At 63.7% G+C, this 24,424-nt stretch carries 25 protein-coding genes and 1 pseudogene; 11 read left to right on the top strand and 15 right to left on the bottom strand.

Annotated features, from left to right (window positions below; translation table 11 throughout):
• Nucleotides 1-126: 126 nt before the first annotated feature.
• The 8 genes from AC628_RS18885 to AC628_RS18850 all read right to left on the bottom strand — a co-directional run bounded on the left by AC628_RS18885 (nucleotide 127) and on the right by AC628_RS18850 (nucleotide 6,743).
• Nucleotides 127-975, bottom strand: coding sequence for a VOC family protein (locus tag AC628_RS18885; RefSeq protein ID WP_074128261.1), 849 nt, complete (start codon nucleotides 973-975; stop codon nucleotides 127-129).
• 27 nt (nucleotides 976-1,002) lie between these two features.
• The gene (locus AC628_RS18880) at nucleotides 1,003-1,866 is read right to left on the bottom strand and encodes a VOC family protein (protein ID WP_168193406.1); all 864 of its coding nucleotides are present in this window, start codon (nucleotides 1,864-1,866) and stop codon (nucleotides 1,003-1,005) included.
• A 23-nt stretch (nucleotides 1,867-1,889) separates the two neighbouring features.
• Nucleotides 1,890-2,468 (bottom strand): TetR/AcrR family transcriptional regulator, encoded by a 579-nt coding sequence (locus tag AC628_RS18875; protein ID WP_074128259.1) that lies wholly within the window; start codon nucleotides 2,466-2,468, stop codon nucleotides 1,890-1,892.
• Nucleotides 2,469-2,622: 154 nt separating this feature from the next.
• Complete coding sequence (locus tag AC628_RS18870) at nucleotides 2,623-2,946, bottom strand: non-heme iron oxygenase ferredoxin subunit (protein WP_074128258.1); 324 nt, start codon at nucleotides 2,944-2,946, stop codon at nucleotides 2,623-2,625.
• On the bottom strand, nucleotides 2,943-3,704 hold the full coding sequence (locus AC628_RS18865) for an SDR family NAD(P)-dependent oxidoreductase (RefSeq protein WP_074128257.1): 762 nt from the start codon (nucleotides 3,702-3,704) through the stop codon (nucleotides 2,943-2,945). Before AC628_RS18865 ends, AC628_RS18870 begins: the two co-directional genes overlap by 4 nt.
• 13 nt (nucleotides 3,705-3,717) lie before the next feature.
• Nucleotides 3,718-4,203 carry an aromatic-ring-hydroxylating dioxygenase subunit beta gene (locus AC628_RS18860; RefSeq protein WP_074128256.1) on the bottom strand — a complete coding sequence of 162 codons (486 nt, stop codon included), beginning with the start codon at nucleotides 4,201-4,203 and terminating at the stop codon, nucleotides 3,718-3,720.
• A gap of 10 nt (nucleotides 4,204-4,213) precedes the next feature.
• Complete coding sequence (locus AC628_RS18855; RefSeq protein ID WP_074128255.1) at nucleotides 4,214-5,509, bottom strand: aromatic ring-hydroxylating oxygenase subunit alpha; 1,296 nt, start codon at nucleotides 5,507-5,509, stop codon at nucleotides 4,214-4,216.
• Between the two features lie 16 nt (nucleotides 5,510-5,525).
• Nucleotides 5,526-6,743: an NAD(P)/FAD-dependent oxidoreductase gene (locus AC628_RS18850; protein ID WP_074128307.1), complete on the bottom strand. Its 1,218-nt coding sequence runs from the start codon at nucleotides 6,741-6,743 to the stop codon at nucleotides 5,526-5,528.
• 203 nt (nucleotides 6,744-6,946) lie between these two features.
• On the opposite strand from AC628_RS18850, the gene AC628_RS18845 reads away from it, so the two are divergent.
• The 6 genes from AC628_RS18845 (at nucleotide 6,947) to AC628_RS18820 (ending at nucleotide 12,865) form a co-directional block, all read left to right on the top strand.
• The gene (locus AC628_RS18845) at nucleotides 6,947-7,960 is read left to right on the top strand and encodes an amidohydrolase family protein (RefSeq protein WP_074128254.1); all 1,014 of its coding nucleotides are present in this window, start codon (nucleotides 6,947-6,949) and stop codon (nucleotides 7,958-7,960) included.
• Nucleotides 7,953-8,435 carry a hypothetical protein gene (locus tag AC628_RS18840; protein WP_143201678.1) on the top strand — a complete coding sequence of 161 codons (483 nt, stop codon included), beginning with the start codon at nucleotides 7,953-7,955 and terminating at the stop codon, nucleotides 8,433-8,435. Before AC628_RS18845 ends, AC628_RS18840 begins: the two co-directional genes overlap by 8 nt.
• Nucleotides 8,436-8,440: 5 nt before the next feature.
• Nucleotides 8,441-9,943, top strand: coding sequence for an AMP-binding protein (locus AC628_RS18835; protein ID WP_349510120.1), 1,503 nt, complete (start codon nucleotides 8,441-8,443; stop codon nucleotides 9,941-9,943).
• A gap of 30 nt (nucleotides 9,944-9,973) precedes the next feature.
• On the top strand, nucleotides 9,974-10,783 hold the full coding sequence (locus tag AC628_RS18830) for an alpha/beta fold hydrolase (RefSeq protein WP_210190229.1): 810 nt from the start codon (nucleotides 9,974-9,976) through the stop codon (nucleotides 10,781-10,783).
• Complete coding sequence (locus tag AC628_RS18825) at nucleotides 10,780-11,559, top strand: 2-keto-4-pentenoate hydratase (RefSeq protein WP_074128252.1); 780 nt, start codon at nucleotides 10,780-10,782, stop codon at nucleotides 11,557-11,559. Before AC628_RS18830 ends, AC628_RS18825 begins: the two co-directional genes overlap by 4 nt.
• Before the next feature lie 76 nt (nucleotides 11,560-11,635).
• On the top strand, nucleotides 11,636-12,865 hold the full coding sequence (locus tag AC628_RS18820; RefSeq protein ID WP_074128251.1) for an ABC transporter substrate-binding protein: 1,230 nt from the start codon (nucleotides 11,636-11,638) through the stop codon (nucleotides 12,863-12,865).
• A gap of 196 nt (nucleotides 12,866-13,061) precedes the next feature.
• Here the strand turns inward: AC628_RS18820 and AC628_RS18815 are convergent, their stop codons facing one another.
• The 5 genes and pseudogenes from AC628_RS18815 to AC628_RS18795 all read right to left on the bottom strand — a co-directional run bounded on the left by AC628_RS18815 (nucleotide 13,062) and on the right by AC628_RS18795 (nucleotide 16,845).
• Nucleotides 13,062-13,841, bottom strand: a complete 780-nt coding sequence (locus AC628_RS18815; RefSeq protein ID WP_074128304.1) for an SDR family oxidoreductase — start codon at nucleotides 13,839-13,841, stop codon at nucleotides 13,062-13,064.
• A gap of 140 nt (nucleotides 13,842-13,981) precedes the next feature.
• Nucleotides 13,982-15,049 (bottom strand): MBL fold metallo-hydrolase, encoded by a 1,068-nt coding sequence (locus tag AC628_RS18810; protein ID WP_210190228.1) that lies wholly within the window; start codon nucleotides 15,047-15,049, stop codon nucleotides 13,982-13,984.
• 98 nt (nucleotides 15,050-15,147) lie between these two features.
• A pseudogene (locus tag AC628_RS18805) lies at nucleotides 15,148-15,352 on the bottom strand (helix-turn-helix transcriptional regulator); the annotation flags it as partial.
• 119 nt (nucleotides 15,353-15,471) lie between these two features.
• The gene (locus tag AC628_RS18800) at nucleotides 15,472-16,071 is read right to left on the bottom strand and encodes an NADPH-dependent F420 reductase (RefSeq protein WP_074128302.1); all 600 of its coding nucleotides are present in this window, start codon (nucleotides 16,069-16,071) and stop codon (nucleotides 15,472-15,474) included.
• Between the two features lie 39 nt (nucleotides 16,072-16,110).
• A complete protein-coding gene (locus tag AC628_RS18795) occupies nucleotides 16,111-16,845 on the bottom strand; it encodes an SDR family NAD(P)-dependent oxidoreductase (RefSeq protein ID WP_074128250.1) in 735 nt (244 codons plus the stop codon).
• A gap of 242 nt (nucleotides 16,846-17,087) precedes the next feature.
• Here AC628_RS18795 and AC628_RS18790 point away from each other — a divergent pair, with 242 nt between their 5' ends.
• The gene (locus AC628_RS18790; RefSeq protein WP_074128249.1) at nucleotides 17,088-17,984 is read left to right on the top strand and encodes a LysR family transcriptional regulator; all 897 of its coding nucleotides are present in this window, start codon (nucleotides 17,088-17,090) and stop codon (nucleotides 17,982-17,984) included.
• 106 nt (nucleotides 17,985-18,090) lie between these two features.
• On the opposite strand, the gene AC628_RS18785 is transcribed toward AC628_RS18790, so the two are convergent.
• Complete coding sequence (locus tag AC628_RS18785) at nucleotides 18,091-18,654, bottom strand: TetR/AcrR family transcriptional regulator (protein ID WP_074128248.1); 564 nt, start codon at nucleotides 18,652-18,654, stop codon at nucleotides 18,091-18,093.
• Between the two features lie 111 nt (nucleotides 18,655-18,765).
• Here AC628_RS18785 and AC628_RS18780 point away from each other — a divergent pair, with 111 nt between their 5' ends.
• Nucleotides 18,766-19,419 (top strand): glutathione S-transferase, encoded by a 654-nt coding sequence (locus tag AC628_RS18780; RefSeq protein ID WP_074128247.1) that lies wholly within the window; start codon nucleotides 18,766-18,768, stop codon nucleotides 19,417-19,419.
• Between the two features lie 152 nt (nucleotides 19,420-19,571).
• Here the strand turns inward: AC628_RS18780 and AC628_RS18775 are convergent, their stop codons facing one another.
• A complete protein-coding gene (locus tag AC628_RS18775; protein WP_349510119.1) occupies nucleotides 19,572-20,642 on the bottom strand; it encodes an Acg family FMN-binding oxidoreductase in 1,071 nt (356 codons plus the stop codon).
• A 567-nt stretch (nucleotides 20,643-21,209) separates the two neighbouring features.
• On the opposite strand from AC628_RS18775, the gene AC628_RS44810 reads away from it, so the two are divergent.
• From AC628_RS44810 to AC628_RS18760, 3 genes are all read left to right on the top strand, one after another.
• Nucleotides 21,210-21,728 (top strand): hypothetical protein, encoded by a 519-nt coding sequence (locus tag AC628_RS44810; RefSeq protein WP_210190227.1) that lies wholly within the window; start codon nucleotides 21,210-21,212, stop codon nucleotides 21,726-21,728.
• Between the two features lie 757 nt (nucleotides 21,729-22,485).
• Nucleotides 22,486-22,959 carry a VOC family protein gene (locus AC628_RS18765; RefSeq protein WP_074128245.1) on the top strand — a complete coding sequence of 158 codons (474 nt, stop codon included), beginning with the start codon at nucleotides 22,486-22,488 and terminating at the stop codon, nucleotides 22,957-22,959.
• Nucleotides 22,960-23,082: 123 nt separating this feature from the next.
• On the top strand, nucleotides 23,083-24,345 hold the full coding sequence (locus AC628_RS18760) for a serine hydrolase domain-containing protein (RefSeq protein WP_074128244.1): 1,263 nt from the start codon (nucleotides 23,083-23,085) through the stop codon (nucleotides 24,343-24,345).
• Nucleotides 24,346-24,424 lie beyond the last annotated feature (79 nt).

Raw genomic sequence — 24,424 nt, 5'->3', positions numbered from 1 at the left:
CGGGGCGAAGCCGTAGTTGGATAGCGCACAAAGGGCGGCACCGGGAAAGCCGAGAAAATCTCGCTGCAGCCAACTCGAGCGGGCCTTCAGAGGTGAGCGGGGGGCGTTCAAACGCCGCCGGACGAGCTAACGCGGACGTGCTGATTTCGCGCCCCACATGCAGAGGCTAGATGGCTCAAAGCCGAACTGCCGCGGCCGATGGGTTTCCTCATCCTCGATTTCGTCTACTCCGACGGAATATTCGAACACCATGCCATCGGGACCCTGAAAATAGAGAAAGCGCGCGCCGGACGTTGGGTGACGACCCGGACCGAAGACGATTGGAACGCGCTGGCCCGACAAATGATAGTACGAGCGCAGCACGTCGTCGTTGCTCTCGACCTGGTGATTGATGTGATGCACGCCGGGCCCACGGCCGGGGGCCAGCGCAACGGTGTGATGGATCGCGTTGACCCGCATGAGCGCGATGTCCCCGATGCGATCGCTGACGCGGGCGTTGCAGACCTTAGTCCAGAACAGCTCGTCGCGTACGGGGTCGGTCGTGAACAGGCCGACGTGGCTGAAACCGGTGATCCCGGCATCGCGGGTGGCAAAATATCGCCTGCCGCTGCGCTCGGGCCGCACGACGAGCTCGATCTGGTTGCCGGTCGGATCCTTGAACGCGATGAAGGCCTTGACCTTGCGGAGCGCGCATTCATCCGGCGTGCCGGCGTGGACGGCATGGCGGAGCGCATCGAGCGTTGCGCCGGCGGCGTCGAGCTTGTCCGCATCGTCGACTTCGAAGGCGACGGTTTGGTCCCGCGGATCACCCTCGAAATAGCAGAGCGTGTGCGCCCGGTCGTCGGAACGCAGATAGAGCGTTTGCTTCGCCCGCTCGCCGACCTGCAGGCCGAGACTTCTGGTGGCAAAGCTCTGCGCATCCTCGAGGTTGGAGGCGCCGAGCCGCACATAGGCGAGATCCCGCAATTCAATCATGTGGCGCCTCCGTTGCTTCGGTACTCGTCAGTCGCCGGCCGGCTGCAGTTCGGGAATGCCGTGGCACTGACTGCCCCACTCGCAGAGCGAGGAGGGATGGGCAGAGAACTGCCGGGGGTGATGATCGGGGTCGATGTCGTTGAGGCCGTGCGTATAGGAAAAGACGTATCCTTCAGGCCCCTCGAACCTCAGGAAGATTTGCCCGGACGCTGGCTCACGTCCGGGGCCATGCAGGATCTTGATCTGGCGCTCCTGCACGAAATAGTGGCCCTGCATGATCGAATCCAGGCTCTCGACGCCGTAGCTGACATAGAGGATGCCGGGCCGGTCGGATGGATAGAGCGCAATGCGGTGATGCTTCCGGTCGATCCCGAGATAGGCGACGTCGCCGGCCCAGTCGCTGATCCGGGCACCAAGGATCGAAGTCCAGAATTGCCGATCGTCCGTCAGCCTGACGCTGCGCAGCCCGACGCCTTGCAGCCCGGTGATGCCGGCGTCGCGGCTCGGAAAGTAGCGGCGTCCACTTTGCGCGGGCCGCAGCACCAGGTCGATCTCGTTGCCGGTGGCATCCTGCACAATCAATGCATCTCGGACGAACCGTTGCTTGCACTCGTCGTGGCTTCCTCGACGTGCGGTGAAGCCGTCGTTCCGTAGCGCGTGCTCGACGCGTTCGAGCACCGCTTCGTCGGAAACCTCGATGCCGATTGAGGACGAGTCCGTTGCCGGTATCAGCGACAGCGTGTGATAGCGATCGTCCGATCGGAAGAGTAGAGCCTGTTTGTCGGGTACTGGCTGCAAGCCCAGAATGTCGGTGGCGAACGCCGCTGCCGGTTGCGGCTCGCGGACGGCCAATCTAACGTAGCAGAGCCCGATCAGGGAGCGTTGTGGCACCCTCTCGGATGAACTTTGACCCGTCATGTCCGCTTTCTCGACTGCTTGGGTATCGAACTCTCGATGTGCTGCCGCACGATCTGGCGCCAGACACCGAGCAGCCGTGAGAAGTGCTCGGGATCGTTCTCGATCAGCATTCTGACCGAGAAGCCGCGGACCACACTCAGCGTCAAAGCGAGCACGTCCTTGGCGAGCTGTTCAGGAATTCCGGACGAAATCAGCGTGTCGAGCCAGGTCGCCTCGATCGAGAAGCGCGTCTGCCGGGCGAACTGCCGGGTCTCGCGCTTGATCTGCCGGGTGCTGTCATCGCTCATCGCGATGGCGAGCTCGATGAAGAAATAGTCGCCGAAGAAGAAGTCCTCTGCGTCTTTAATGATGCTGTCGATCGGATCGCCGCCATCGTGCCGCGCCGACTGCGCGCGGCGCATACTCTGGGTGAAGGTGATCTCGTTGACATAGGCCAGCACCGCCACGACAAGCTCGTGCTTGCTCGGGAAATGATGCATCAAGGCGCCGCGCGAAACGCCAGCGAGGTCGGCGACCTCGATCGTCCGCAGCCCGACATAGCCGTTGCGCCGAATGAGCTTGACCGCAGCGTCCATCAGTTGCTTGCGCGTGGTTTCGCTCCGCTCAGCCTGGGTTCGTCGCGGCGCGTATTTCGGCTCGGCCGTGCTGTCCCGGCGCGATCTCAGCTTCTGTCGGGTTGCGGGCCCGCGCGATGCCGGGGCGCTACGGCGGGAGGAGGGCTTTGGCTCGTCAGAATTCGACATAGACGCTGTCTTCTATCACCTTGACCGGGAAGGTCTTCAACGGAACCGTACACGGCATGCCGGTCGGCGCGCCGCTGGTGACATCGAATGTACCAAAATGCCAAGGGCATTCGACGATATTTCCGGTCAGGATGCCTTCTTCGGACAGTGAAGCCTCGCCATGCGTGCAGAGATCGGCCGTGGCGTAGATCGTGCCGCCGACATTGTAGACCGCAAGGCTAGTGCCATCGGGCATCGTCGCGGGACGAATCTCGCCCTCCGGAAAGTCCTGGACCGGGCCGATGAGAATGCCGTTGATCGTGGTCGTCATAGCATTGTGCTTCCGCCATTGACGCTGATGACCTGTCCCGTGACGAACGAGGCTTCCTTCGAAGCCAGATAGCACACCATCGATGCCACTTCGTCCATCTCGGCCGGGCGTCCCATCGGCACCACGTCGACAAAGCGCTGCAACGCCTTCGGCGCCTTGAGCGTGATCTCCTTGACCTGGGGTGTTTCGACGATGCAGGGAGCGACGACATTCACGGTGATGCCGTCCTTGGCGAATTCACGCGCCAGTCCGGTCGCCATTGCATGCACGCCGCCTTTGGCGGCGTTGTAGGCGGCGTGATCCCAGAGACCGTTGCGGACCGAGTCCGCTCCGATATTGACGATGCGACCGTAGCCGCGGGCCTTCATGACCTTGACGGCGTGCCAGGTGCACCACAGCGCGGTCCAGAGATTGCGATCGATCGTGGTCCGCAACGTATCGGGAGTGTGGTCCAGAAACGGCTTGATAATCCCGCCGCCTGCGTTGTTGACCAGGATATCGAGCGCACCGAAATTGTCGACCGCCGACTTGATGACGCTGCCTGCAACGTCCTCCCGCGAGAGGTCGCCGGCCTTCACGACCGGGCGCCTCGCGCCGCTTGCGGCGATCTCGTCGGCAACCGCACCGAGGCGGCCCTCGTCAATATCGGATACCACGAGGTTGGCGCCGCCGTCGGCAAAGTGGCGGGCGATGACGGCGCCGATGCCGCTGGCGGCCCCGGTCACCACAACTGTCTGTCGATCGAAACGAGAACTCATCCGATTTAATCCGTCAGAGCACGATGCTGATGCGGCCGCTCGGCCGCAAGCCTTCGCCGCCGAGCAGGCAGCGCTTTTCGCGGATGCGGAAGCCGTCGTCTCGCAGCGCCAGGCGATACTTGTTCGTTCCGAAGTAGAGATCGGTGACACCGTCCTTGGTTCGCAGCGTCTGGAACACGGACGTGACGTCGATCTCGTCCTCGCGCCGTGACTGGATCCGCACGTTGCCGACGATCCGGCTCGTCTTCGAATGTGGGAATTCGGCGTGCGCGGTGCGCTTCATCAACCGCTTGACCCGTTCGCCAAGCCGCGCGCGGTCGTCCGCGATGTAGAACAGGTTGACATCCGACGAGGCGTCTGCCGGCAGATCGGTGCAGGGTACTTCGTATCTCGCATCGTCGGTGAACAGCGTCAGCCATTCCGGCAGGCGCCATTGATCGAGCAGCTCGGCCTCGTTGAACAGAAAGTCTTCCACTTCGGTTCGGTTGGCGGATTGCATCTTGTCCTCCTCAGGCCGCGGCGCTCTTGATGCCCGACGCAGGCGCAGGAAACATCTGCTTGTTCCATTGGGTCCAGAACGCACGCATCTGGAGCTCGTCGTCGTGCTGGGCTTTTTCCTTGCCCATTCCCTTCGAGATGTCGTTCCACAGGGCTTCCTTGGAGTTCTCGAAGCCGCGTTGGCAGTGCTCCAGCGCTTCGGCGTCGTCGGGCGTGGCAAAGCCGCCGGGGCCAAGAAACTCGAGGAAATTGTTGAGGCGGTACTTCCGCGCCCATGCCGATTCGTCGTTTGGCGCCAGCGCCCAGGCGTTGATCACCATGTAGTCGGGGGCCATCGGGAAATAGGTGCGCACGGTCAGCGCCATGATGTCATTGACGACGAGATTTGGGAAAATGAACAGGTTGCGGTTCCTGCGCGCGATCCGATCGGCGCGCTCCTGGCCGTGGCGTGCGACGAGGTTGTCGTAGATCCGCCCGATCTCCGATTTGCCAGCCTCTCCCCATCCGGGGATCCACTGCGCGACCGGTCGTCCCCAGGGAGCGCCGTATTCGAGGACGGCGTGACCGTTGCCGAGGTCGTAGCCGTAGCCGCCGGCACCCATCCCGGTAGCGAGGTTGTCCGTCGAACTCATCAGGATGTCGAAATAGGTCGCGTGCGTGGTCGCGGCATGATAGCCGTCGATGCTGTTCTCGGTGAGCAGCTTCCAGTTCGCCCGGATCGAATATTCCTGGCTGCCTGCGACGATCGACATTCCGGCGTCGGTCTGATCGCAGATCACGTCGAGGTATTCCTTCGCGCCGGCGAGATAGTCGACAAGCGGCATGATGTTGCTGTCGAACGAGATGAAGTTGAAATCGCGATAGGTCTCGAACCGCGGCACTGGCTGCATGTTCGAGGTGTCGCGACCCTTGAACCCCTCGGGGTAGGAGGCTTCGCCTGGTTGGCTGCGCAACTTGCCGTCAGCGCCGAACACCCAGCCATGGTAGAAGCACTGGAACGATTTGGCGTTGCCCTTGCGCTCGCGGCAGACCTGGGCGCCGCGATGCGGGCAGGTGTTGAGCAGGGCGCGCAATTGTCCCTTGCTGTCCCGGGTGAACAGGATGCCGCGGCCAGCGACCTTGCGGGTGATGAAGTCGCCGGGTTTCGGGAGTTCGGACGAATGCCCGAGGTAGAGCCACGAGCGGTCGAAGATCATTTCCTTTTCGGCCCGGAAGATCTCGGGGTCGACGAAATTGCGGCGCGCGACCTTGAAAATGCGCTGGGCCGGATCGACGAGCAGCGCGGGCTGCGGCTGTTCTGCGTTCATTGTGGTTTCCTCTTCCCTAGGCGGCGAGTAAGCGCTTCAGTTCGAGTGCGGGATTCTCGAGTTCGCTTTTTCGAACAGGCTTGCGTGAGGCGACGAGCCGGCGCAGCACCGCCATGTCTCGTGCCGAATTGACGGTGATGCCGCCGACGACTTCGCCGTCGCGGACGCTGATGGTGACGAAGCGCCCGGCGCCGACGTCGCCCCTGATGATCTCCTCGCCACCGGCCGGATTTCCGACGACCTGGATGTTGGCGTCGTACTGGTCGGACCAGAACCAGGACGGGGCATCATAGGCAGTCGCGAGGTTCGTCATCGATTTTGCGGTGGCGATGGCCTGGTTCTGCGCATTGGCCCAGTTCTCGATGCGCATCCAGCGGTCGTGGCTCCGGCTCCATTGCTCGGCGACATCGCCAGCGGCGAAGATGCTATCGGCATGGGTGGCGCCGCTCGAGGTGACGCGGATGCCATGCTGGGAATCGAGGCCCAGTTGTTGGGCGAGCTCAGTGACCGGCTCGACGCCGACGCCGGCCAATGCGAGATCGGCCGGGACGAAGCTGCCGTCGTCGAGTTCCAGTCCGCGCGATGTCGATCGCTTCGCCACGGCGTTGCATACAATCTTCGCGCCCTTCGACGCATGGAGCTGATGGAGATATTGGCCGAGCGATCCGGAGCCGATCTGAGACAGCAAGCCTTCGGCCTTCTCGATGATGGTGACGTGGCATCCGCGCCCGATCGCGGCGGAGGCGACTTCGAGGCCGACGACCCCGCCGCCGATCAGCGCAATCCGTCGACCGGGCTGCAACTCCTGGCGCAGCGCCAGCGCGTCGTTCATGCAGCGGAGGTAGCAGACGGGGAGTGGGCCATTGTCGAGCTCGGGCAGGCGACGCACACGTGTACCGGTCGTGAGCAGCAGCTGGTCGAATGCGAGCTCTTGTCCGTTGGCGAGGCCGACAACACGACGCTGCAGATCGGCTGCAACGGCACGGGACGAGGTGTGCAATGCGACATCGAGGTCGCTCCACTGCTGGTGCTGCAAGACCAGCACCGGATTGGAAACGCGGTCGATCAAAATGGCCTTCGACAGTTGCGGGCGTTCGTAGGGAAGGTGCTCTTCCTCGCCGATCAGGCTGACCGGGCCGCGATGTCCGGCAGCGCGCAAGGCCTCGGCGGCGCGGGCGCCCGCCTGTCCGGCTCCAACGATTACGATACGCGCTTGCTGCGGATCCAACGTCATTCGCTCCCTCTGCCGCTCTCTTGGCGGCTCCCTCAGCGCGGCATTTCCGCTCGTCGCCGCCGTGACGCTCAGAGGCGTCTTGACAGCAAAGATAAAAACAATCATTCCTGTTTGTAAAGTGAATTCTGCGACGCGCAGCGGCGCGGGCGGGGATCACGACAAGAAGCTCGCAACAGAGCGACAGGGAGAGCGCGTTGGGCACTGTGGTCGACATTCACACGCATGTTGTGCCTGCGCGGCTGGCCGCCGACCCGAAGCGGGACGCGCGCTGGCCGAGCGTCGAGCTTTCGACGGGCGATCAGGCGATGGTGATCATCGCGGGCAAGGTATTCCGGAAGATCGATACGCGATCATGGGACGTCGAGCAGCGGCTCGCGGATATGGTTGAGGACGGCACCGACATGCAGGTGCTCTCGCCGATGCCGGAGTTGCTGTCGCATTGGTTGCCGCCTGATGACGCCGAATATCTCGCGGACCTCATGAACGACCAGATCGCGGGCATGATCGCGCAGGCGCCCGGCAATTTCGCCGGTATCGGCATGGTGTGCATGCAGGATGTGCCACGTGCCGTCCGGCAGCTGGATAAACTCAAGGCGCTTGGCTTTGCCGGCATCGAGATCGGGTCGCACATCAACGGCGTGGCGCTCGGCAGCGAAAGCCTGTTTCCGGTCTACGAGGCCGCCCAGTCGCTCGATCTCGGCATATTCGTGCATCCGCTGCACCCGGCCGGCATGGAGCGCATCGGCGGCAGCCCGGAATTCGCCGCGACTGCGGTATTTCCGCTCGAAACCGCGCTCGCGTCGGTGTCGCTGCTCGCCGCCGGTGTGCCCGAAAGATTTCCCCGGCTGCGTGTCTTGCTCAGCCATGGCGGCGGGGCGCTGCCATGGATCCTGCCGCGAATGGATTTCGGCTGGTCGCTCGGCGCCAGGGGCAAGATGACGCGAGCGCCGTCAAACCTTGCGCGGCAGTTCTGGTACGACTCGATCCTCTACGATCCGGTGTCGCTGTCATTCCTCGGCAACGCGGTGGGCGAGAGCCGCATCGTCGTCGGGTCCGATTATCCCTTCACAATCCGGCAGAAGCAGCCGGGCGCATTCGCCGGGCGGGCGCTGAGCAGCGATGCCGTGCTCGCCGAAAATTCCTTCGGATTCCTCGGCCGGCGCTACGACGTGGCGAGGCTGCGGAGCACGGCAGTCGCGGGGCCACCCCATGGCTGATTGTCGCTCATTGCCGCAGATGTGCCTGCTCGGTCCTGTTCCGCCGCGAACGCCGGGCCGCAGTGATGCACAGGTGCCCTCCGACACGGAGAGGGGAGCCAGCAAATACGGTCGCATTCCCTTCGTCTATTTCTACCAGGATGACGCGGCGGCCGATCCCGCTTTCGGCCTGCTCGACATAGAGCTCGCAATTCAGCGCCGCGGTCCGGAAGACTTCGTATGCGAAGTCTATGCCGTCGGGGACGGCTATCAGAGCGGACATGGCGCGAGCACGCCCGAGCCGCTGCTGTTCGAATTCCGCGGCCGCGGCCGCACCATCGCGAAAGCTGAATGGCGCTACCCGACCGTTCTCAGCGGTCACATGGATGCATTGACGTTCTCGATCGCCCTTGCGCTCAGCGACGAGGAATTCGGCCTGCTCGACAGCGTCCTGCTGCCGCCGGCGCGCGCCGAGGTGACGGTTTGTCTGGAGTGAGCGCGATGGCTGACAAGATGATCGTGATCGGCGAGCGTCGCGTTGCACGCCAGGACCTGCTCGAGCAGGGCAGCCGCGCCGCTACCGCGCTCGAGGCGATTGGCGTCCGCGATGGCGATGCCATCGCGTTGCTGATCCGGAACGATCCCTGCTATTTCGAGGTGCTGCATGCAGCCGCGCTACTCGGCGCCTATGTCGTGCCGCTGAACTGGCACAGCAAGCCCGACGAAATCGCCTACATTCTGGCCGATTGCACGCCGCGGGCCCTGATCGGGCATCGCGACCTGATCGCGGCGGGTGAACGTGTCATTCCTGCCGATCTACCGACCTTAATCGTCGATGATGCGGCCGCGTCGACGCCGTTGCCGTCCCACGCGCAGGATTGGCCGGCGTTTCGCGACAGGGCTGTGCGATGGGAACAACCGCCTCGCGCGCCGCGGGGCACGATGATCTACACCTCGGGCACTACGGGACATCCGAAGGGTGTTCGACGCGCGCCAATGTCACCCGAGCAGATCAAGAAAAACGCGGCACTGCTTCGCGAGATCTACGGCATCGAACCCGGCATGCGGGCCTTTGTCTGCGGTCCGCTCTACCACGCATCGCCCGGCGCCTTTGCGCGGCAGGCCTTCCAGCATGCCGACCTCACGGTGTTGCAGCAGAGTTTCGATCCGGAGGATCTGCTGCGGGTCATTGCCGAGCACCGGATCACGCATCTGACGATGGTACCGACCATGTTCGTGCGCCTCCTGCGGCTCAGCGACGCCGTCCGCGATCGCTACGACCTGTCCTCGATCCGCTGGGTGACGCACACCGGTGCGGCCTGTCCGCCCGACGTGAAGCGCGGGATGATCGAATGGTGGGGGCCGGTGATCCACGAGACGTATGGCGCGACCGAAACCGGCGCTGCGGTCGGCTGCAACACCGAGGAGTGGCTCGCGCATCCCGGCACGGTCGGTCGGCCGATGGCGGGCAGCGAGCTCAGGATCTACGACGAGGCCGGGCTAGAAGTCGCGCCCGGCGGCATCGGCGAGATCTACCTGCGCACGGAGGCCTATTCGGACTTCACTTACCATGGCCGTCCGGAGCAGCGTGAACAGGTCGATCGTGCCGGCCTCGTGACCTGCGGCGATGTCGGCTATCTCGACGCCGACGGCTTTCTCTACATCTGCGATCGCAAACGCGACATGGTAATTTCGGGTGGGGTCAACATCTACCCTGCTGAAATCGAGAATGTCCTGGTCAATTGCCCCGGCGTGCGCGACTGCGCTGTGTTCGGCGTACCCGATGCGGAGTTCGGCGAAAGCCTGATCGCGGCGATCGAGGCAGAGCCGGACGCAGAGCCCGCGCCGGCCGATGTCAGGGCGTTCCTCGAACGGCGCCTCGCGCGCTTCAAGGTGCCGAAGCGCTTCGTCTTTCACGACGCGCTGCCACGGGAGGCGAGCGGCAAGATTTTCAAGCGGAAGCTGCGCGACCACTACCTTCAGTCCGGCGTTCCGCCGGCCTGAACGACCGTTGCCATCAACAGGAGATCAAGCGTGGATCTGAGTGACAAGTTCATCGACGTGACGGGAACCCGCACGCGCTATCATGATGTCGGGCAGGGAGAACCAATAATCCTGATCCATGGTGGTGGACCGGGCGCATCGGGCCTCAGCAATTACCGCAAGAATGTCGAGCCGCTGGCGGCCGGCCGCCGTGTCATCGTCGTCGATCTGCCCGGGTTCGGCGAGACCGAGGGCAAGCTGCAGGACGGGCCGATCTTCGAGGCGATGGGCGAATTCGTCCGCAGCTTCATGGATGCGATCGGGGTCCGGAAGGCGAGCTTCGTCGGCAACTCGCTGGGTGGCGCGACCTCGCTGATGGTCGCCTTGCGCGCCCCGGAGCGGGTCAACCGTCTGGTGCTGATGGGCACGGGTGGCAGTCAGGCTGTCTTCACGCCAATGCCGACCGAAGGCCTGCGCCGTATGGCGATGTTCCACGGCGGCGACGGCCCGTCGATGCAGAAGCTGAAAGGCGTCATCGAGCTTCTGGTGTTCGATTCCAAGGCGATCACCGATGCGTTGCTCGAGGAGCGGCTGAAGGCTGCGATGCGCAAGGACGTCATCGACATCTTCAAGCGACCGCCGCTCGACATCTGGCGCGAGAATCTCGCCGCGCTGAAGCACAAGACGCTGATCGTCTGGGGACGCGACGATCGTGTGGTCCCGCTCGATTCCGCCTTCATCCTGCTGAAGACCATGCCGAACGCCGAGCTTCACGTCTATCCCAAGTGCGGCCACTGGGCGCAATGGGAAAAGGCCGACGAGTTCAACGCGCTGGTCGCCGCCTTCCTGGATCGGCCATGAGCACGCTCGTCGACAGGCTCGCAACGCGCCTCCGGGAGGCGGAGTCGGCCCGGCGGCCGATCGACCCGATCGCCGGCGAGATCGGCAACGGTAACCTCGAGACCGCCTATGCGGTGCAGTCCGAGGTGACCCGGCGCGGTATCGCTGATGGCAGGCGGCTGGTCGGCCGGAAGATTGGTCTTACGTCGAAAGCCGTGCAGCAGCAACTCGGGGTCGATCAGCCTGACTATGGCGCGCTGTTCGCGGACATGGAGATTTCGACCGGCGAGGCTATCGATGTCGCGCGGTTGATCCAGCCGCGTGTCGAGGCCGAAATCGCGCTTGTTCTCGACCGCGATCTCTCCGGCGAGGACATCACGCTTGGCGAACTGATGCGATCGACCGCCTATGCCGTAGCTGCGCTCGAGATCGTCGACAGCCGGATACGGGACTGGAAGATCAGCATTCTCGATACCGTCGCGGATAACGGCTCGAGCGCCCGCTACGTGCTCGGCGCAGCGCCGCGGCGATTGACGGATGTCGACCTCGAGGCCTGCGGCATGACGATGACGCGCAACGGAACGATCGTGTCGGTCGGCTGTGGCTCGGCCTGCCTTGGTCATCCCTTGCGTGCCGGGCTTTGGCTCGCAAGGGCGATGGCACGCGCCGGCCAACCCCTGCGAGGTGGCGACGTCGTGCTGACGGGCGCGCTTGGCCCGGTCTCACCGGTGTCGGTCGGCGAAGTCTACGAGGCGAGAGTCTCCGGTTTCGGGCCTGTCAGCGTGACCTTCACGTAGTCGCCCGGATCAGGAGGCATCAAGAGCCGCTTCAGAGCTTCAAATCACCAACAATCGATAACAGGGACGATTGGCCATGACGTTGATTTCGCGAAGATCGGCCGTTGTGGGGCTGGGAGCGAGCGCGCTCGCGTTCGGAAGCGCGTCAGGGGCGCGCGCTGCAAACTACGGACCCGGCGTCACTGATACCGAGATCAAGCTCGGGACCACTGCACCTTACAGCGGCCCCGCTTCCGGATACGGCGTCTACGGGCAGGCGCAGACGGCTTATTTTCAGATGATCAACGACAATGGCGGCATCAACGGCAGAAAGGTCAACCTGATCTCGCTCGACAACGCGTTCTCGCCGCCGAAGGCCGTCGAGCAGACCCGAAAGCTGGTGGAATCGGAGGAAGTGTTCGCGATTGCCGGCTTCCTCGGCACGGCGGCCAATGCCGCGGTGATGAAGTATCTCAACGCCAAGAAGGTGCCAAACCTGTTCCTGACCTCGGGCGCCGAGCGCTTCAACGATCCCAAGGAATTTCCGTGGATCGTTCCGTTCTATCCGATCTATGTCGCGCAGGGAGCCGCGCTGGGTGCGCATATACTGAGCGAGAAGCCGGATGCGAAGATCGCGGTTCAGTATGTCAATGACGATCTCGGCAAGGACTTTCTTCGTGGCCTGAAGAAAGGGCTCGGCAGCAAGGGCAGTGCTATCGTCAAGGAAGTCAGCCACGAAATCACGGAGCCGACGATCGACAATCAGGTCGCCGACTGCAGGGGGGCGGGCGCAGACGTCTTCGTGCAGCTGACCTATTCCAAGTTCGCGGCGCAGGGCATCCGCAAGGTGGCCGCGCTGGGCTGGAAACCGCTCCACATCGTCAATTCGAACTGCAGCTCGATCGGAGGGACGCTGGCGCCGGCGGGGCTCGACAATGCGAAAGGGCTTGTCTCGGCGTGGTGGGAAATCATAGCGACCGATCCGCGCCAGCAGTCCAGGTCTCGCGTTAAAGCCTATGTCGAGTTCATGAAGAAATACATGCCGTCGGTCAGCATCGACGACAACACCGCAACGCCCGGCTACAACAACGCCTACATGATCGAGCAGGTCTTGAGGCGGTGCGGCAACGAACTCACGCGCGAAAATCTGCTGAAGCATGCAACGTCTCTGAAGGACGAGCAGCCGCCGCTATTTCTGGATGGCATCAAGGTCAGTAACTCTCCAACGGACTATCGCGCCGTCCACAACCTTCAAATCACCCGCTTTGACGGCACCAATTGGGTGCCGGTCGGGAACATGGTTGATCTGGACGGCATTGCGTCGTGAACTCGGCCCTCGAGTGATGGGGCTGATATGCAACCCCGCCCAACGAGGGCGGAACGATGCACAAAGCTCGGACAGATCATGTCGCGAGATCGCGAATGCTTACGCTGTTTGAAATGTGAATGGCTGTTGCTGGCGCGGAGGCGGCCGAGGCAAGTGCCACGCACCGGCACCGGACGATGCGGCGCTCCGTCTCACTCTACAAAATCCCGCGGTGGGCGCCGCCATCGATCAGGAGGCTCTGCCCGGTGATGTAGCCGGCCTGGGCCGAGCACAGAAAGGCGCGGGCAGCACCGAATTCGGAGGCGTCGCCGTAGCGCCCGGCGGGAATGTCGGCTTGGCTCTCCTGCCGCACGGTCTCGATCGGAACGCCGCGCCGTTCGGCTGCTGCCTGCTCGTTCGTGCGGCGGCGGCGTGTTTCGAAGGCGCCAGGCAGCAGGAAGTTGATGGTGACGTTGGCATGCGCCACCGATCGCGCCACGCCGGCAAGGAAGCCGGTCAGCCCGGCCCGGGCGCCGCTCGACAGGTCGAGCCTTGCTATTGGCATCTTCACCGAGGCCGAGGTGATGTTGACGATGCGACCGAAGCGCCGCTCGACCATGCCGTCGATCACTCGCTGCACCAACTCGATCGGCGCTGCCATGTTGCCGACCACGCCGGCCAGCAGTGCCTCGCGATCGATCTCGCGGAAGTCGCGGAGCGGTGGGCCGCCATTGTTGTTGACCAGGATGTCGACCCGGGGCGCGGCCTGCATTAGCGCGTCCTGGCAAGCGCGGGTGGTGACGTCGCCGGCGACGGCGATCACCTCCACCCCGGTCTCGGTCCGGATCTCGTCGGCGGTCCGCTCCAGCGTCGCCTGGTCGCGGCCGTTGACCACCACGTTGCAACCGGCCCGCGCCAGTTCCAGCGCGCAGGCCCGACCAAGCGCCCGGCTCGACGCGCAAACCACTGCCTGCCGCCCCTTCAACCCGAAATCCATGTCATCCTCCTTTTCCAACGCCCAGTCAGCGGGCGGCATGACAGTGCTCTAACCCAACGCCGGCGCACGCCTCGCGCGCCGGTTCAACGATCTTCTGGACAGTCGAGCAGTCGTGTCGAACGCGTACCTGGAACGAGCGTTCAGTCGATCCGAAGGCTCTGCTGCATGGCAAAGCACTGGGACCAGATGAAAACGTCGTACGCCGCCAGGCGCGGCTGCCATTTCGGCGTCACCGCGTTGACGCAACTGACCACCACGCGGTCGATGTAGTTGTCGGCCACTGCCCAGGCGTTGGTCTTGTCTGCAGCAGCCATCCCGACGAACGGGGCGGTGGCCGCAAGCGCCGTCCTGGTGGCCGACTTGACGTCGTTCATGAATTCGAGCTGTTCGCGCACGTCGGCGTGGGTCCCGACGCGGTCCACGTGCCCTCCGACCAAGGTTTTGAACGGAAGCTTGTCGATCTCGGCGACCTGCTCGAAATAGCCGGGGATATCCTGCGCGTCGGCGAAGCCCGACCAGGCCATCCAACCCGGGAAGACGAGATCGACCACCATCAGCACCTTCTGTGCCGGCGCCCAGATGAAGATGTTGCCGGGCTCGTGGGCGACACCGTGATAGCTGAGCTCCAAGACCTGACCGCCGACCTTCAGCATGTATCGGTCCTTGAACGTGATCGTGGGCACGGGCCGCTTCGGATCGTTTGCTCGAACGAGCAGACGCTTTGTTTCCTCCTGGGCGATGATGATGGGGTGTCCCCCAATATCTGCCGCGCCGCCGATATGGTCGATATGGGCATGGCTGTAGATCAAATGGGTGATCGGCCGATCCGTCACTTCCGTGATCGCCTGCTTCAGATGTGCTGAATAGCTGGGCGGCGCATCCATCACCACGACACCCTTGTCGTAGACCAGGAACATCGACTGGTATCCATTGTCGGTCACCATGTAGAGACCATGGCCCAGCTGCTGGAGGCGGTACCCTTTGGCGGGATCCACCGGCGGCACTGCAGCGGAGTTCGGGAGCGGCAGGTACCGGTCCACGCGGACGCCGATCGGGGCGATCGCCGGCATATCCTGGTAGGCTGCACCCGCTTCGCCGGGCGCCGCCGCCGATTGCGCCCACGCACTATTCCCGGACGCCAGCCCGAGACCAAGCACAATCGCCAGCACGCTTGAAATCGAGGAATTCATTGGAACCTGCCAGGCCATTGTTTCTCCTGTGTTGGCATGGGCACGGTGCTGATCTAGCGAGGCTGGTGCCCCGGTGCCCCAGCGCCGTTGCGGCCATTGCAGAGCGATTGCTGTGAACGCGTGCGGCGACGCCAATCGGTCGGGCTATCGCCGGTCAGCCGTTTGAATGCGGCCGCAAAGGAAGTCTGGGAGGCGTAGCCAAGCGCAGCGGCGATCGTCACGACCGACGCTTCCGTCGCGCAGCATCTGCATCGCTCGCTCCAGCCGGTGCTGGCGCAGCAAGGCATGGGGCGAGAGGCCGGTGCTCTCCTTGAAGGCGCGGCGGCAAGCGTAGCCCGGATGAGCGCAGCGATATCCGGGTATCTTTCTTCCACCGCATATAGGATGGCATCCCGCATGTCGCTCTGCTCACGCGGGCTACCGGGCTGCCGAGCCTTCGACTACTGCTCCTTCCTGAACAAATCCTGGAAGATGAGCCGGCCCCAAGTGCCGCCGCGTCCCTGCACCAGCGCGCCCCCCTCGTTGAGCTTTCCGAGCTTGACGGGTGCGAACCCGAGTTGTTTCGCCAAGGCCGCCACGGGAGCGGTCGCGTCCTCGTCGTCACCAGACAGAAAGACGACGCGGTGGCCGCCTTCGACGATCGGATCGGCAGCCAGGGTGGCCGCAATCAGGTGATTGAAAGCTTTCACGAGCTTAGCGCCACTGAAGGCCTTCGCGACGAAGGCGGAGGACGGCAGACCGTCGAGCTCCTCAGGCGGAGCTAACGTGTTCATTGTGTCGATGACCGTCTTGCCTTTCCAACTCGGCAAGGCGCTGGCAACCTCGCGATGCTCCTCGAACGGGACCGCCAGGATGATTGTGTCGGCCGCGAGTGCGTCTCGCAGAGACTTGGCGACGACCGTGGGTCCGATCGCCCGCGCCTGCGGCGCCAGCGCCTCGGGCGGCCGGCGGCTTGCGACGGTCACGTCGATGTTGTTGCGGGCGAAGGCGTGGGCGAGGGCCTGGCCTATCCTGCCGAATCCTATAATCGCGTAGCTCATGATGCTTCTCCGATCCGTGTTGATATTGATTGCCCGCATTCAGATGGCCGAGAAGCCGCCGTCGACAGACAGCTCCACCCCATTCACGAAGCTGGAATCGTCGGAAGCAAGAAACACCGCGGCCGCCGCAATTTCCTCGGGACGACCCATCGTTCCTCGCGGGATCAGGGATTCGAACATCCGCTTCGCCTCCTCGGTGAGGACCTGGTCCTGCATCGGTGTGGCGATCGGCCCCGGGCTCAGCACGTTCACCCGGATATTCCTGCCCTTCAGTTCGTTGAGCCAGGTGCGTGCGAAGGAGCGCAACGCCGCCTTGCTCGCCGCATATACGCCGTAGCCAGGAAAACCCTTCACCGAGGCAACCGACCCGGTCATGAAGATCGATCCGCCATCGTTGAACAGTGGCAATGCCTTCTGAACCGTGAACAGCGTGCCGCGCGTATTCAGGCCGAAGGCCGCATCGAAATGCTGCTCGGTAATCTCGCCCAGTGGGACGGCTTCGCCGATGCCGGCGCTCGCGTACAGGACGTCGATCCTGCCCTTGTCCCGCTTCACCGTGTCGAACAGACGGTCGAGGTCGTCGAGATCGGCCGCGTCGCCGCGCACGCCGGTCACGTTCCGGCCGATCAGCCTGACGGCCGCGTCGAGCGCCTCCTGCCTCCGGCCCGTGATGAAAACATGGGCGCCTTCTTCAACGAACCGCTTGGCGCTCGCCAGCGCCATGCCGCTCGATCCACCGGTGATCACTGCAACCTTACCCTCAAGCTTTCCCATGACTTCTCCTTTCAGGCTCCGCCTTTGGTCGTTTCGGGGAGGCCCCCGAGAACGCCAACATGGGTCCGCCGGAGTCAGGCGTTGAGTGCGGAACCGCGCACATCGGTGGTGCGAAATCGATCCGGCTGGCTGTCCAACGCCAGCCGCGCTCGTCGACATAGGCTATGTTGATCGCCCGCATTGCGGCTCGATGTGTTAGATGCCGGCTTTGGAAGGCGCACCACGCGGTGCCGGATTGCACCATGATCGACTGGGATGACGTTCGCTATTTTCTTGCCGTCGCGCGCGGAGGCTCGGTGCGGGCTGCCGCCGAGCGCCTCGGGGTCAATCACTCGACCGTGCTGCGGCGCATCGCTCAGCTCGAGGAACGCCTCGGGGCGCACATGTTCGAAAAGCTGCCTTCGGGCTACCGCCTGACGGCTGCGGGGGAGGAGGTCCTCGAGTTCGCGGACCAGATGGATGCGTCGTCGCACCAGCTGCAGACGCGTGTCTTCGGGCGCGACCAGGGCGTGCGCGGGCTGCTGCGGGTGACGCTGGCACCGACCCTCGCGACACACCTGCTGATGCCGGACTTCGCCGATTTCGCGCGTCTGCATCCGGACATCGAGATGGAAATCCTGTCGTCCGGCGAGCTCGCAAATCTGACCAATCGAGAGGCCGACGTCGCGATCCGCGTCGTTTACGACCGCAAGACGCTGCCGCTCAATCTTCACGGCCTGAAGGGGCCGGAGCTGTTCGGGGGCGTCTACATATCCCGCGATCGGCTGGCCGCGTGGCGTGCGGGCGCGCCTGATCCCGTCAGGTGGATCGTCATCAGCATGCATGGCATCCCGGACTGGGCCAGCGAGGGTGAGGTTCGCACCACGGGGGTTCCGTTCAGGACCACGGACGGCGAGGCGCAGATCGCTGCCGTCCGGCAAGGGCTCGGGATGACGACACTGCCGTGCTTTGTCGGAGATGCCGACCCCCTGCTGGCGAGGGTCCCGGGCACCGACCTGCACATGCATGGAACGCTCTGGCTTCTCACCCAGGGGGAGACTCGCAAGACCAAGCGCGTGCGGCTGTTCACCGAGTTCGTCTCGCGTAGGCTCGCTGCGTACGCGCCGCTTCTCGCAGGATTGTCCGCATCGCGCGACTGACGCGACGGCAGCTAGCCAAGCCGGGCTGCGATCGCTGCACGCGACATTGCGGTCAATCCCTCGCGCTGCTGACGGTTTTGGCTATGTCGGCGGCGCGGCGGCCGGCCTACGCCGGCAGAAGACCCGCGGCGCGGTAGCTGTCGATCAACGCGTCGTAGAGTGAGATATCGCCGCGGCTTCTGGCCATCAGCTGCGCGCCGGCGACGGCGGCGAAGATGGCGCGGGCGCGCTGTTCGCTCTTTCTTGCACTGACCAGGCGCGCGGCCACCAGCAGCTTGCTTAGCCACGCCACGTTGACGTCGGCAAAGGTCTGGACCTCCTGCTTCACTGCCTCAGGCAGGTCGTCGACTTCCGCGGACATGAAGCTGCACAGGCACATGCGATTGTTGTTCTCGAGCGCCTTGCGAAACACCTCGGGATATCGACGCAGGCAGCGGACAGGATCCGCCTTCTCCGCCAGCATCGCCTCGAGCTGGGCGGCGGTGTCCTCCCAGTAGCGCCGCGCGACGGCTGCGCCGAGATCGGCCTTGCTCGGGAAATGGTGGTAGATGCTGGCGGCCTTGATCCCGACTTCGTCGGCGAGACCGCGGAAATTCAAGCCGCCATAGCCGCGCGCCTGCGCGGTCCGCTTCGCGGCCGCCAGGATCGCCTCCCGAGAGCTTGAACTCACGTCATCGCCTCACTGCTTCGTTATCTACCAAGTGATAGATAGGCGTTGACGGGACGGATGTGAAGCCTTCATATCCAGCCTACCAAGTGACAGGTAGGTAAAGGAGTCGAGATGAAGATTTACGATTGGCCAACCGGCCCATATCCGGCCCGCGTTCGCATTGCCCTGGCCGAGAAGAACCTGCGATCGCACGTGCAGTTCGTCCTGGTCGATCTCTACAAGGGCGAGCACAAGCAGCCCGAATTCCTCGCCAAGAACTACTCGGGCACGCTGCCGGTGCTCGAACTCGACGACGGCACCTTCATTGGCGAATGCACGGCCATTACCGAGTACCTCGACGCGCTCGATGGCGCGCCGATGCTGACCGGCAGGACGCCGCGCGAAAAGGGCATGATCCACATGATGAGCAAGCGCGCCGAACTGGAGCTGCTCGACCCCATCAGCGTCTATTTCCACCACGCTACGCCGGGTCTCGGGCCTCATGTCGAGATCTATCAGAACCCCGAATGGGGATTCCGTCAGCGCGACAAGGCCCTCAGGGGGATGCACTACTTTGACGGCATTCTGAAAGGACAGCCGTTCGTCGCCGGCGAGGCGTTTACGATGGCCGATATCACGCTCATAGGCGGCTTGATCTTCGCGGGACTCGTGAACGTGCCGGTGCCGGTGGAGTGCGAGGCCCTTTTTGCATGGTATGCAGGGATGCAGGAGCGTCCTAGCGTCAAGAACCGGATAACGATGTCCGAGCCGATCTGGGCATCTTGATTGAGATCGTAGTTTGCGAACACCGCTCTCGTGAGGCCTACGCGAGGGCGGATCGGCAAGATAGCAAGCGTAGCCCACATGAGCGTGGCGATATCCGGGGCTTTAGATCAGCGCGTTGTGTCTTGTTCCGCATGTCGCTCCGCTCATGCGGGCTACGCGGTTGAGGTGTAGCTTGCTGATCTCCTTGGCGAGAATGGCAGCGCGGGTCCGTAGCCGAAGCGGATCAGAATATCCGGCCTGCGGGTCTCGCCGACGACGGCCGCGAGGTCGGCGCGCAGCTGAGCGACTTCGACTGGCTGGTTGATGAAGGCGATCTTGAGCCCCAGATGGGTCGCGGCGAGAGCAAAGCGCTGGCATGCCTGGCCGACCCGGATCCAGTGCTCAGGGTCAGCCCGTTCGCCGAAAAAGATCGCAATCCCGGCAGATGAGTCGATCTGGCGCGCGTGCTTGCGATCTTCCTCCGCGATATTGAACAGCCGGTCGAATGCAAACCGGCCCAGGTCCGTTGGCAGCACGGGGTTGCCGCTTGCGGCAGAGAACAGCCCATCTCCGGTTGCCATCGCGCTGCGCGGATTGAATCTGATCCACTGCTTCAGCTCATGCATGAAGGCGGGGTTGTTCATCTGATCCCTGTTGCCAGCAAGGACAAGATCCCGCGCCCGGTTTATCCGCGCCCGGTCAGTGACGAGCGCGAGGCTCACGCCCGGCGTCGCCGCCGCGCGTTCGATCTCGGCGAGGACGGCCGCGGGAATCGTGCGACCATCATATTCGGCGCGCGTGCATTGACGTCTCGGTATGGCGCCGACGAGCGGATCCAATCTGGGCTGACCCGGCAGGTAATCGTAACGGACGCCGCCATCCGCGGCGAACGACAACTCACCTGGACGGCCGGTCGCCGCTGCAGCGAGGGCGAGGTTGGCCGCGGCGCATCCGAGACTGACATACAGATGATGGTCGTCGGGGTCCACGACAGGCGTACGCCGCCGCAGGTCCGGCCGAATCTCCATTGCCTGCGTTTCAAGGCGAAACGACCATGGCTGCGTATTGTGGCCGTTGGCCGCCAAGGTGGCATATCGCACCACGGCCTGCAGATCCGGCGGCGCCAGGTTGCCGCGCAGGCGGGCGGCGTAGGTCGCATAGTCTGCCATTGAACCGGAAGCAGCTCGCCAACCGCCGACGCCGGCACCGGCGGTGACGAGCGCGGCGCCGACGCCGGCAAGCATTGTTCTCCTGTTCATGTGCCTTGCGCTTCGCGAAGAAGGTCGTCGTCAAAATACAGCCGTGCGGGGATACCCTTTTGATGCCGGTCAAGGTCTTTCCGCCAGTCCTGCACGATAAATGAGGCGCAAGCTGACGTTTTGGCCCAAATAACCGGCCCGAGAGGAGAAAAGGCGAAGCGGGTGTCAAGGAGACTTCGAATACCAAGAGAGGAGGTCGCAGATGTCCGCTCGCACTCGATCTCCACGTCGCCGACGTTGCACGATAGATCGGGAGTCGTCGTTCGGAATGACGCCCCTCATGCCCTTGCTCGTCAACCGTTGTCGCCGCTGCCACCTCGAGACTCCACCTGGCGCCTGGTCCAGGCGGCCGCAGCGTATTGGGCGATCGTATTCCTGTGCGGCTTTGCCCTGGGTGCCATACGTGTATTCCTGGTTGTCCCGCATGTCGGCGAGACCGCGGCGGTGCTGTTGGAGGCACCGCTGATATTGGGCGCAAGCTGGTTCGTATCGGCCTGGTGCGTGGAGCGCTTCGGGATCAGCGCGGCTGCAGGACCTCGGATAGTCCTGGGCATGGCGGCCTTCGCTTTGATGATGGCGGCAGAACTTGGCCTATCCTTGACTGTCTTCCATCGCTCCTTGTCTGAGCACCTGTCCGCTTACGCGACCATCTCAGGCGCCGTCGGCCTGATTGCCCAGTTCGCCTTCGGCTTGCTTCCATACTTTCAGGCGCGCCCTCTGACCGCTGTACGCACCGTTCACACCGCCATCTATTTGGTGATGACAATTGCGACCGGTTACATCCTTTACGCCGCGATCGCGGGCTGGCGCGGCCAACTGGTGTGGATTGCGCCGCCGCTGCTGGGCGTGGAGAGCGTCGTATTCATCGGAAACGGGCTGAAATGTCCCTTGACCGCGATCGCGGTTCGATATGGCGCTGGCAAGGGCCCACTGTTCGACTCATTCCTGCCGGAGCGGATCACGCGCCACACCCTTGAGGTCTTCGTGCCCCTGATCCTGCTCGGGGTTAGCCTGCTCGCCGTGCGGTGGCTGACGTTCGGCGAGTGCTCACGCTGGATATGGCTGTGCTGAGAAAACGCTGCCCGTGTAGCCTGGATGAGCGCGGCGATATCCGGGGCACTTCGCTCCGCGTACGAACGATCCGCGGTTGATTTGCCCCTCGACGCCAATCAAATCTCGCTCCGCCGCCTGCGACAAATCACCCCAACGGGCAACCCATCAAAACCTGTCAAGCACGCGAAGCGGACGGTGAAGTCGTGTGGTCCTGACGCCCCAGTGGCAGGTGTCTTTTCGCAAGACGCGAACGCGTCGTGTGGGGGCGGTGACAAAAAAGCCCAGTCTTGCCGGGGAGAGCACGTATAAGCCGTAGCCCATCGCGCAGGGAAAGCCGGGTAGTTCCCGGTTACGCCTGTGGTCCTACCCCCGGAGCTTTCTATCCTATGCTCGGGGCCCATGGGTTCGATCGGCACCCGGCTTTCCCTGCGCCCTCTGTTCGAGATGAGGGCGGAACGAAGAGCAAAGCTCGGGCAGTTCATGTCGCGAGAATGTGGTTGTATGACCCGTGATCGTGCAACATGTTCAGCGTCGTCCCGGCGAAGGCCGGGACCCATAACCCCAAATCTAAATTGTTGAGTGATGCTGGAACAGCGAGTTCCCGCACAACGCCAGCTGCGGCGTATGGGTCCCGGCCGTCGCCGGGACGACGGTGGGATGTGTGGAGGCTGTGTTGTGACGAACGCGATTCCGTAAATAATTTTCATCGACCCGTTGCCGTGATGTCGGCTGGCGTCGTTGCCAATCGTCCTTGGCACAAACAAGGAGACTGCACATGACCGATCTCGTCACATGCCTTTGGTTCGACCAGGGCCAGGCGCGCGAAGCGGCGGAGTTTTACGCCGCGACCTTTCCCGACAGCCATGTCGATGCGGGACATGCGTCGCCGATCCCGGGCATCGGCCAGGGCGAAGAGTTGACGATCGAATTCACCGTGCTCGGCCGCCGCTTCGTCGGGCTGAACGGCGGTTCCAACTACGTGCCGAACGAGGCGGTGAGTTTCATGGTGCTGACCGACAGCCAGGAGGAGACTGACCGCTACTGGAACGCGGTCACCGGCAATGACGGCAAGGAATTGCCGTGCGGCTGGTGCCGGGATCGCTGGGGCTTCGCCTGGCAGATCACGCCGCGGCGGCTGCTCGAGCTCGTCAACGCAGCCGATCGCGCGACCGGCCGGCGTGCGATGGAGGCGATGATGACGATGAAGAAGATCGACATCGCCGCGATCGAGCAGGCGGCCGCGGGGTAATCCGCGCGCCGGAAATTGGCGCCGGCAGCGCTCGCGGCGACCATCACCCCGGCGCAAACGCGGGATGTGCCGCTTGCCGTTGCGTGATACGAAATTCGTACCGCAGTCCTGGAGCCAACCTTGATGTCCGTCGCGACCGCCGCCAATCAGCAACAAACGCCCACCGCCGCCGAGAGCGATCCGCAAACGCTCGGCTGGATGCAGGGTTTTCCGCCGCCGCAGGACAAGACGATCACGTTCCATGACGGCTCGTTCCGCAGCTTTCCCGAGCTGCGCTGGGCGTGGAGCAACATCCGCCAGCTGGTGCCGACGGTGAATGTCTGGCGTGGGGCCGGGCCGGCGTCGGTGCTGCCGCGCGAGGATCACGACATCGGCGCCTCCGCGTCTGTCACGATGGACGGACGCCCGCAGACCTTCGCGCGCATGCTCGAGGACAGCTATGCCGACGGGATCGCCGTGCTGCACCGGGGCAAGCTGATCTACGAGCGCTATTTCGGTGCCTTGAAGCCGCACAAGCCGCATATCGCGATGTCCGTGACGAAATCGTTCACCGGCACGCTCGCCGGCATCCTGATCGCCGAGGGCAAGATCGATCCGCAGGCGCCGATCACGGACTATGTGCCGGAGCTGGGGCGAAGCGCATTCGGCGATGCGCGCGTGCACGAGGCGATGGATATGACCACCGGCCTCAAATACACCGAGGTCTACACCGACAGGAATTCCGATGTCTGGGGGCTGCGGCGCGCCAACGGCATGGCGCCGATCCCGCCGGGCTATGAATGCGCCACCGACATCTTCGACTTCCTCTGCGCGCAGCAGAAGCAGGGCGAGCACGGCAAGGCCTTCGCCTACAAGACCGTCAATTCCGACGTGCTGGCCTTCATTATCAGGCGCGCCAGCGGCATGACGTTGTCGGATCTGCTGTCCGAGAAGATCTGGGCGCCGATGGGCGCCGAGGAGGATGCGCACTACCACGTCGACCGCATCGGCACCGAAAGCGGTGGCGGCGGATTGTCGACCACGCTGCGCGATCTCGCCCGCTTCGGCGAGACCATCCGCAATCACGGCCGCTTCAACGGCCGCCAGATCGTGCCGTCATCGGTCGTCGAAGACATCGCGCGCGGCGGCGATCCCGAGAAGTTTAAGCCGGCCGGCTACACAACGCTGCCCGGCGCGTCCTACCGCAATCAGTGGTGGGTGACGCATAATGCGCACGGCGCCTTCATGGCGCGCGGCGTGCACGGCCAGGGCATCTACATCGATCCGAAGGCCGAGATGGTGATCGCGCGCTACGCCTCGCACCACGCCGCAGGTAATGCCGCGAACGATCCGGTGACGCTGCCGGCGTACATGGCGCTGGCCAAGGATTTGATGGCGGGAGGGTGAAGCGCAGGTGGCGTAGCCCGGATGAGCAAAGCGATATCCGGGGCTCTTTCGCCAGTTCATCGTGATTTGTCCCGCATGT

Source organism: Bradyrhizobium sp. NAS96.2 (genome assembly GCF_001908235.1).
Taxonomy (GTDB): domain Bacteria; phylum Pseudomonadota; class Alphaproteobacteria; order Rhizobiales; family Xanthobacteraceae; genus Bradyrhizobium.
Note: the sequence above shows the minus strand (reverse complement) of the source record. Positions and strands in the feature narration are given on the sequence as shown.

What these genes read in the sequence shown, in the direction of transcription:
- AC628_RS18810 (WP_210190228.1), bottom strand. Translation starts at nt 15,049, where the DNA reads ATGGCCTGGCAGGTTCCAATGAATTCCTCGATTTCAAGCGTGCTGGCG.
- AC628_RS18815 (WP_074128304.1), bottom strand. Translation starts at nt 13,841, where the DNA reads ATGGATTTCGGGTTGAAGGGGCGGCAGGCAGTGGTTTGCGCGTCGAGC.
- AC628_RS18840 (WP_143201678.1), top strand. Translation starts at nt 7,953, where the DNA reads ATGGCTGATTGTCGCTCATTGCCGCAGATGTGCCTGCTCGGTCCTGTT.
- AC628_RS18760 (WP_074128244.1), top strand. Translation starts at nt 23,083, where the DNA reads ATGTCCGTCGCGACCGCCGCCAATCAGCAACAAACGCCCACCGCCGCC.
- AC628_RS18855 (WP_074128255.1), bottom strand. Translation starts at nt 5,509, where the DNA reads ATGAACGCAGAACAGCCGCAGCCCGCGCTGCTCGTCGATCCGGCCCAG.
- AC628_RS18825 (WP_074128252.1), top strand. Translation starts at nt 10,780, where the DNA reads ATGAGCACGCTCGTCGACAGGCTCGCAACGCGCCTCCGGGAGGCGGAG.
- AC628_RS18885 (WP_074128261.1), bottom strand. Translation starts at nt 975, where the DNA reads ATGATTGAATTGCGGGATCTCGCCTATGTGCGGCTCGGCGCCTCCAAC.
- AC628_RS18795 (WP_074128250.1), bottom strand. Translation starts at nt 16,845, where the DNA reads ATGGGAAAGCTTGAGGGTAAGGTTGCAGTGATCACCGGTGGATCGAGC.
- AC628_RS18865 (WP_074128257.1), bottom strand. Translation starts at nt 3,704, where the DNA reads ATGAGTTCTCGTTTCGATCGACAGACAGTTGTGGTGACCGGGGCCGCC.
- AC628_RS18850 (WP_074128307.1), bottom strand. Translation starts at nt 6,743, where the DNA reads ATGACGTTGGATCCGCAGCAAGCGCGTATCGTAATCGTTGGAGCCGGA.
- AC628_RS18780 (WP_074128247.1), top strand. Translation starts at nt 18,766, where the DNA reads ATGAAGATTTACGATTGGCCAACCGGCCCATATCCGGCCCGCGTTCGC.
- AC628_RS18835 (WP_349510120.1), top strand. Translation starts at nt 8,441, where the DNA reads ATGGCTGACAAGATGATCGTGATCGGCGAGCGTCGCGTTGCACGCCAG.
- AC628_RS18860 (WP_074128256.1), bottom strand. Translation starts at nt 4,203, where the DNA reads ATGCAATCCGCCAACCGAACCGAAGTGGAAGACTTTCTGTTCAACGAG.
- AC628_RS18820 (WP_074128251.1), top strand. Translation starts at nt 11,636, where the DNA reads ATGACGTTGATTTCGCGAAGATCGGCCGTTGTGGGGCTGGGAGCGAGC.
- AC628_RS18765 (WP_074128245.1), top strand. Translation starts at nt 22,486, where the DNA reads ATGACCGATCTCGTCACATGCCTTTGGTTCGACCAGGGCCAGGCGCGC.
- AC628_RS18790 (WP_074128249.1), top strand. Translation starts at nt 17,088, where the DNA reads ATGATCGACTGGGATGACGTTCGCTATTTTCTTGCCGTCGCGCGCGGA.
- AC628_RS18800 (WP_074128302.1), bottom strand. Translation starts at nt 16,071, where the DNA reads ATGAGCTACGCGATTATAGGATTCGGCAGGATAGGCCAGGCCCTCGCC.
- AC628_RS44810 (WP_210190227.1), top strand. Translation starts at nt 21,210, where the DNA reads ATGGCGGCCTTCGCTTTGATGATGGCGGCAGAACTTGGCCTATCCTTG.
- AC628_RS18875 (WP_074128259.1), bottom strand. Translation starts at nt 2,468, where the DNA reads ATGGACGCTGCGGTCAAGCTCATTCGGCGCAACGGCTATGTCGGGCTG.
- AC628_RS18870 (WP_074128258.1), bottom strand. Translation starts at nt 2,946, where the DNA reads ATGACGACCACGATCAACGGCATTCTCATCGGCCCGGTCCAGGACTTT.
- AC628_RS18775 (WP_349510119.1), bottom strand. Translation starts at nt 20,642, where the DNA reads ATGCTTGCCGGCGTCGGCGCCGCGCTCGTCACCGCCGGTGCCGGCGTC.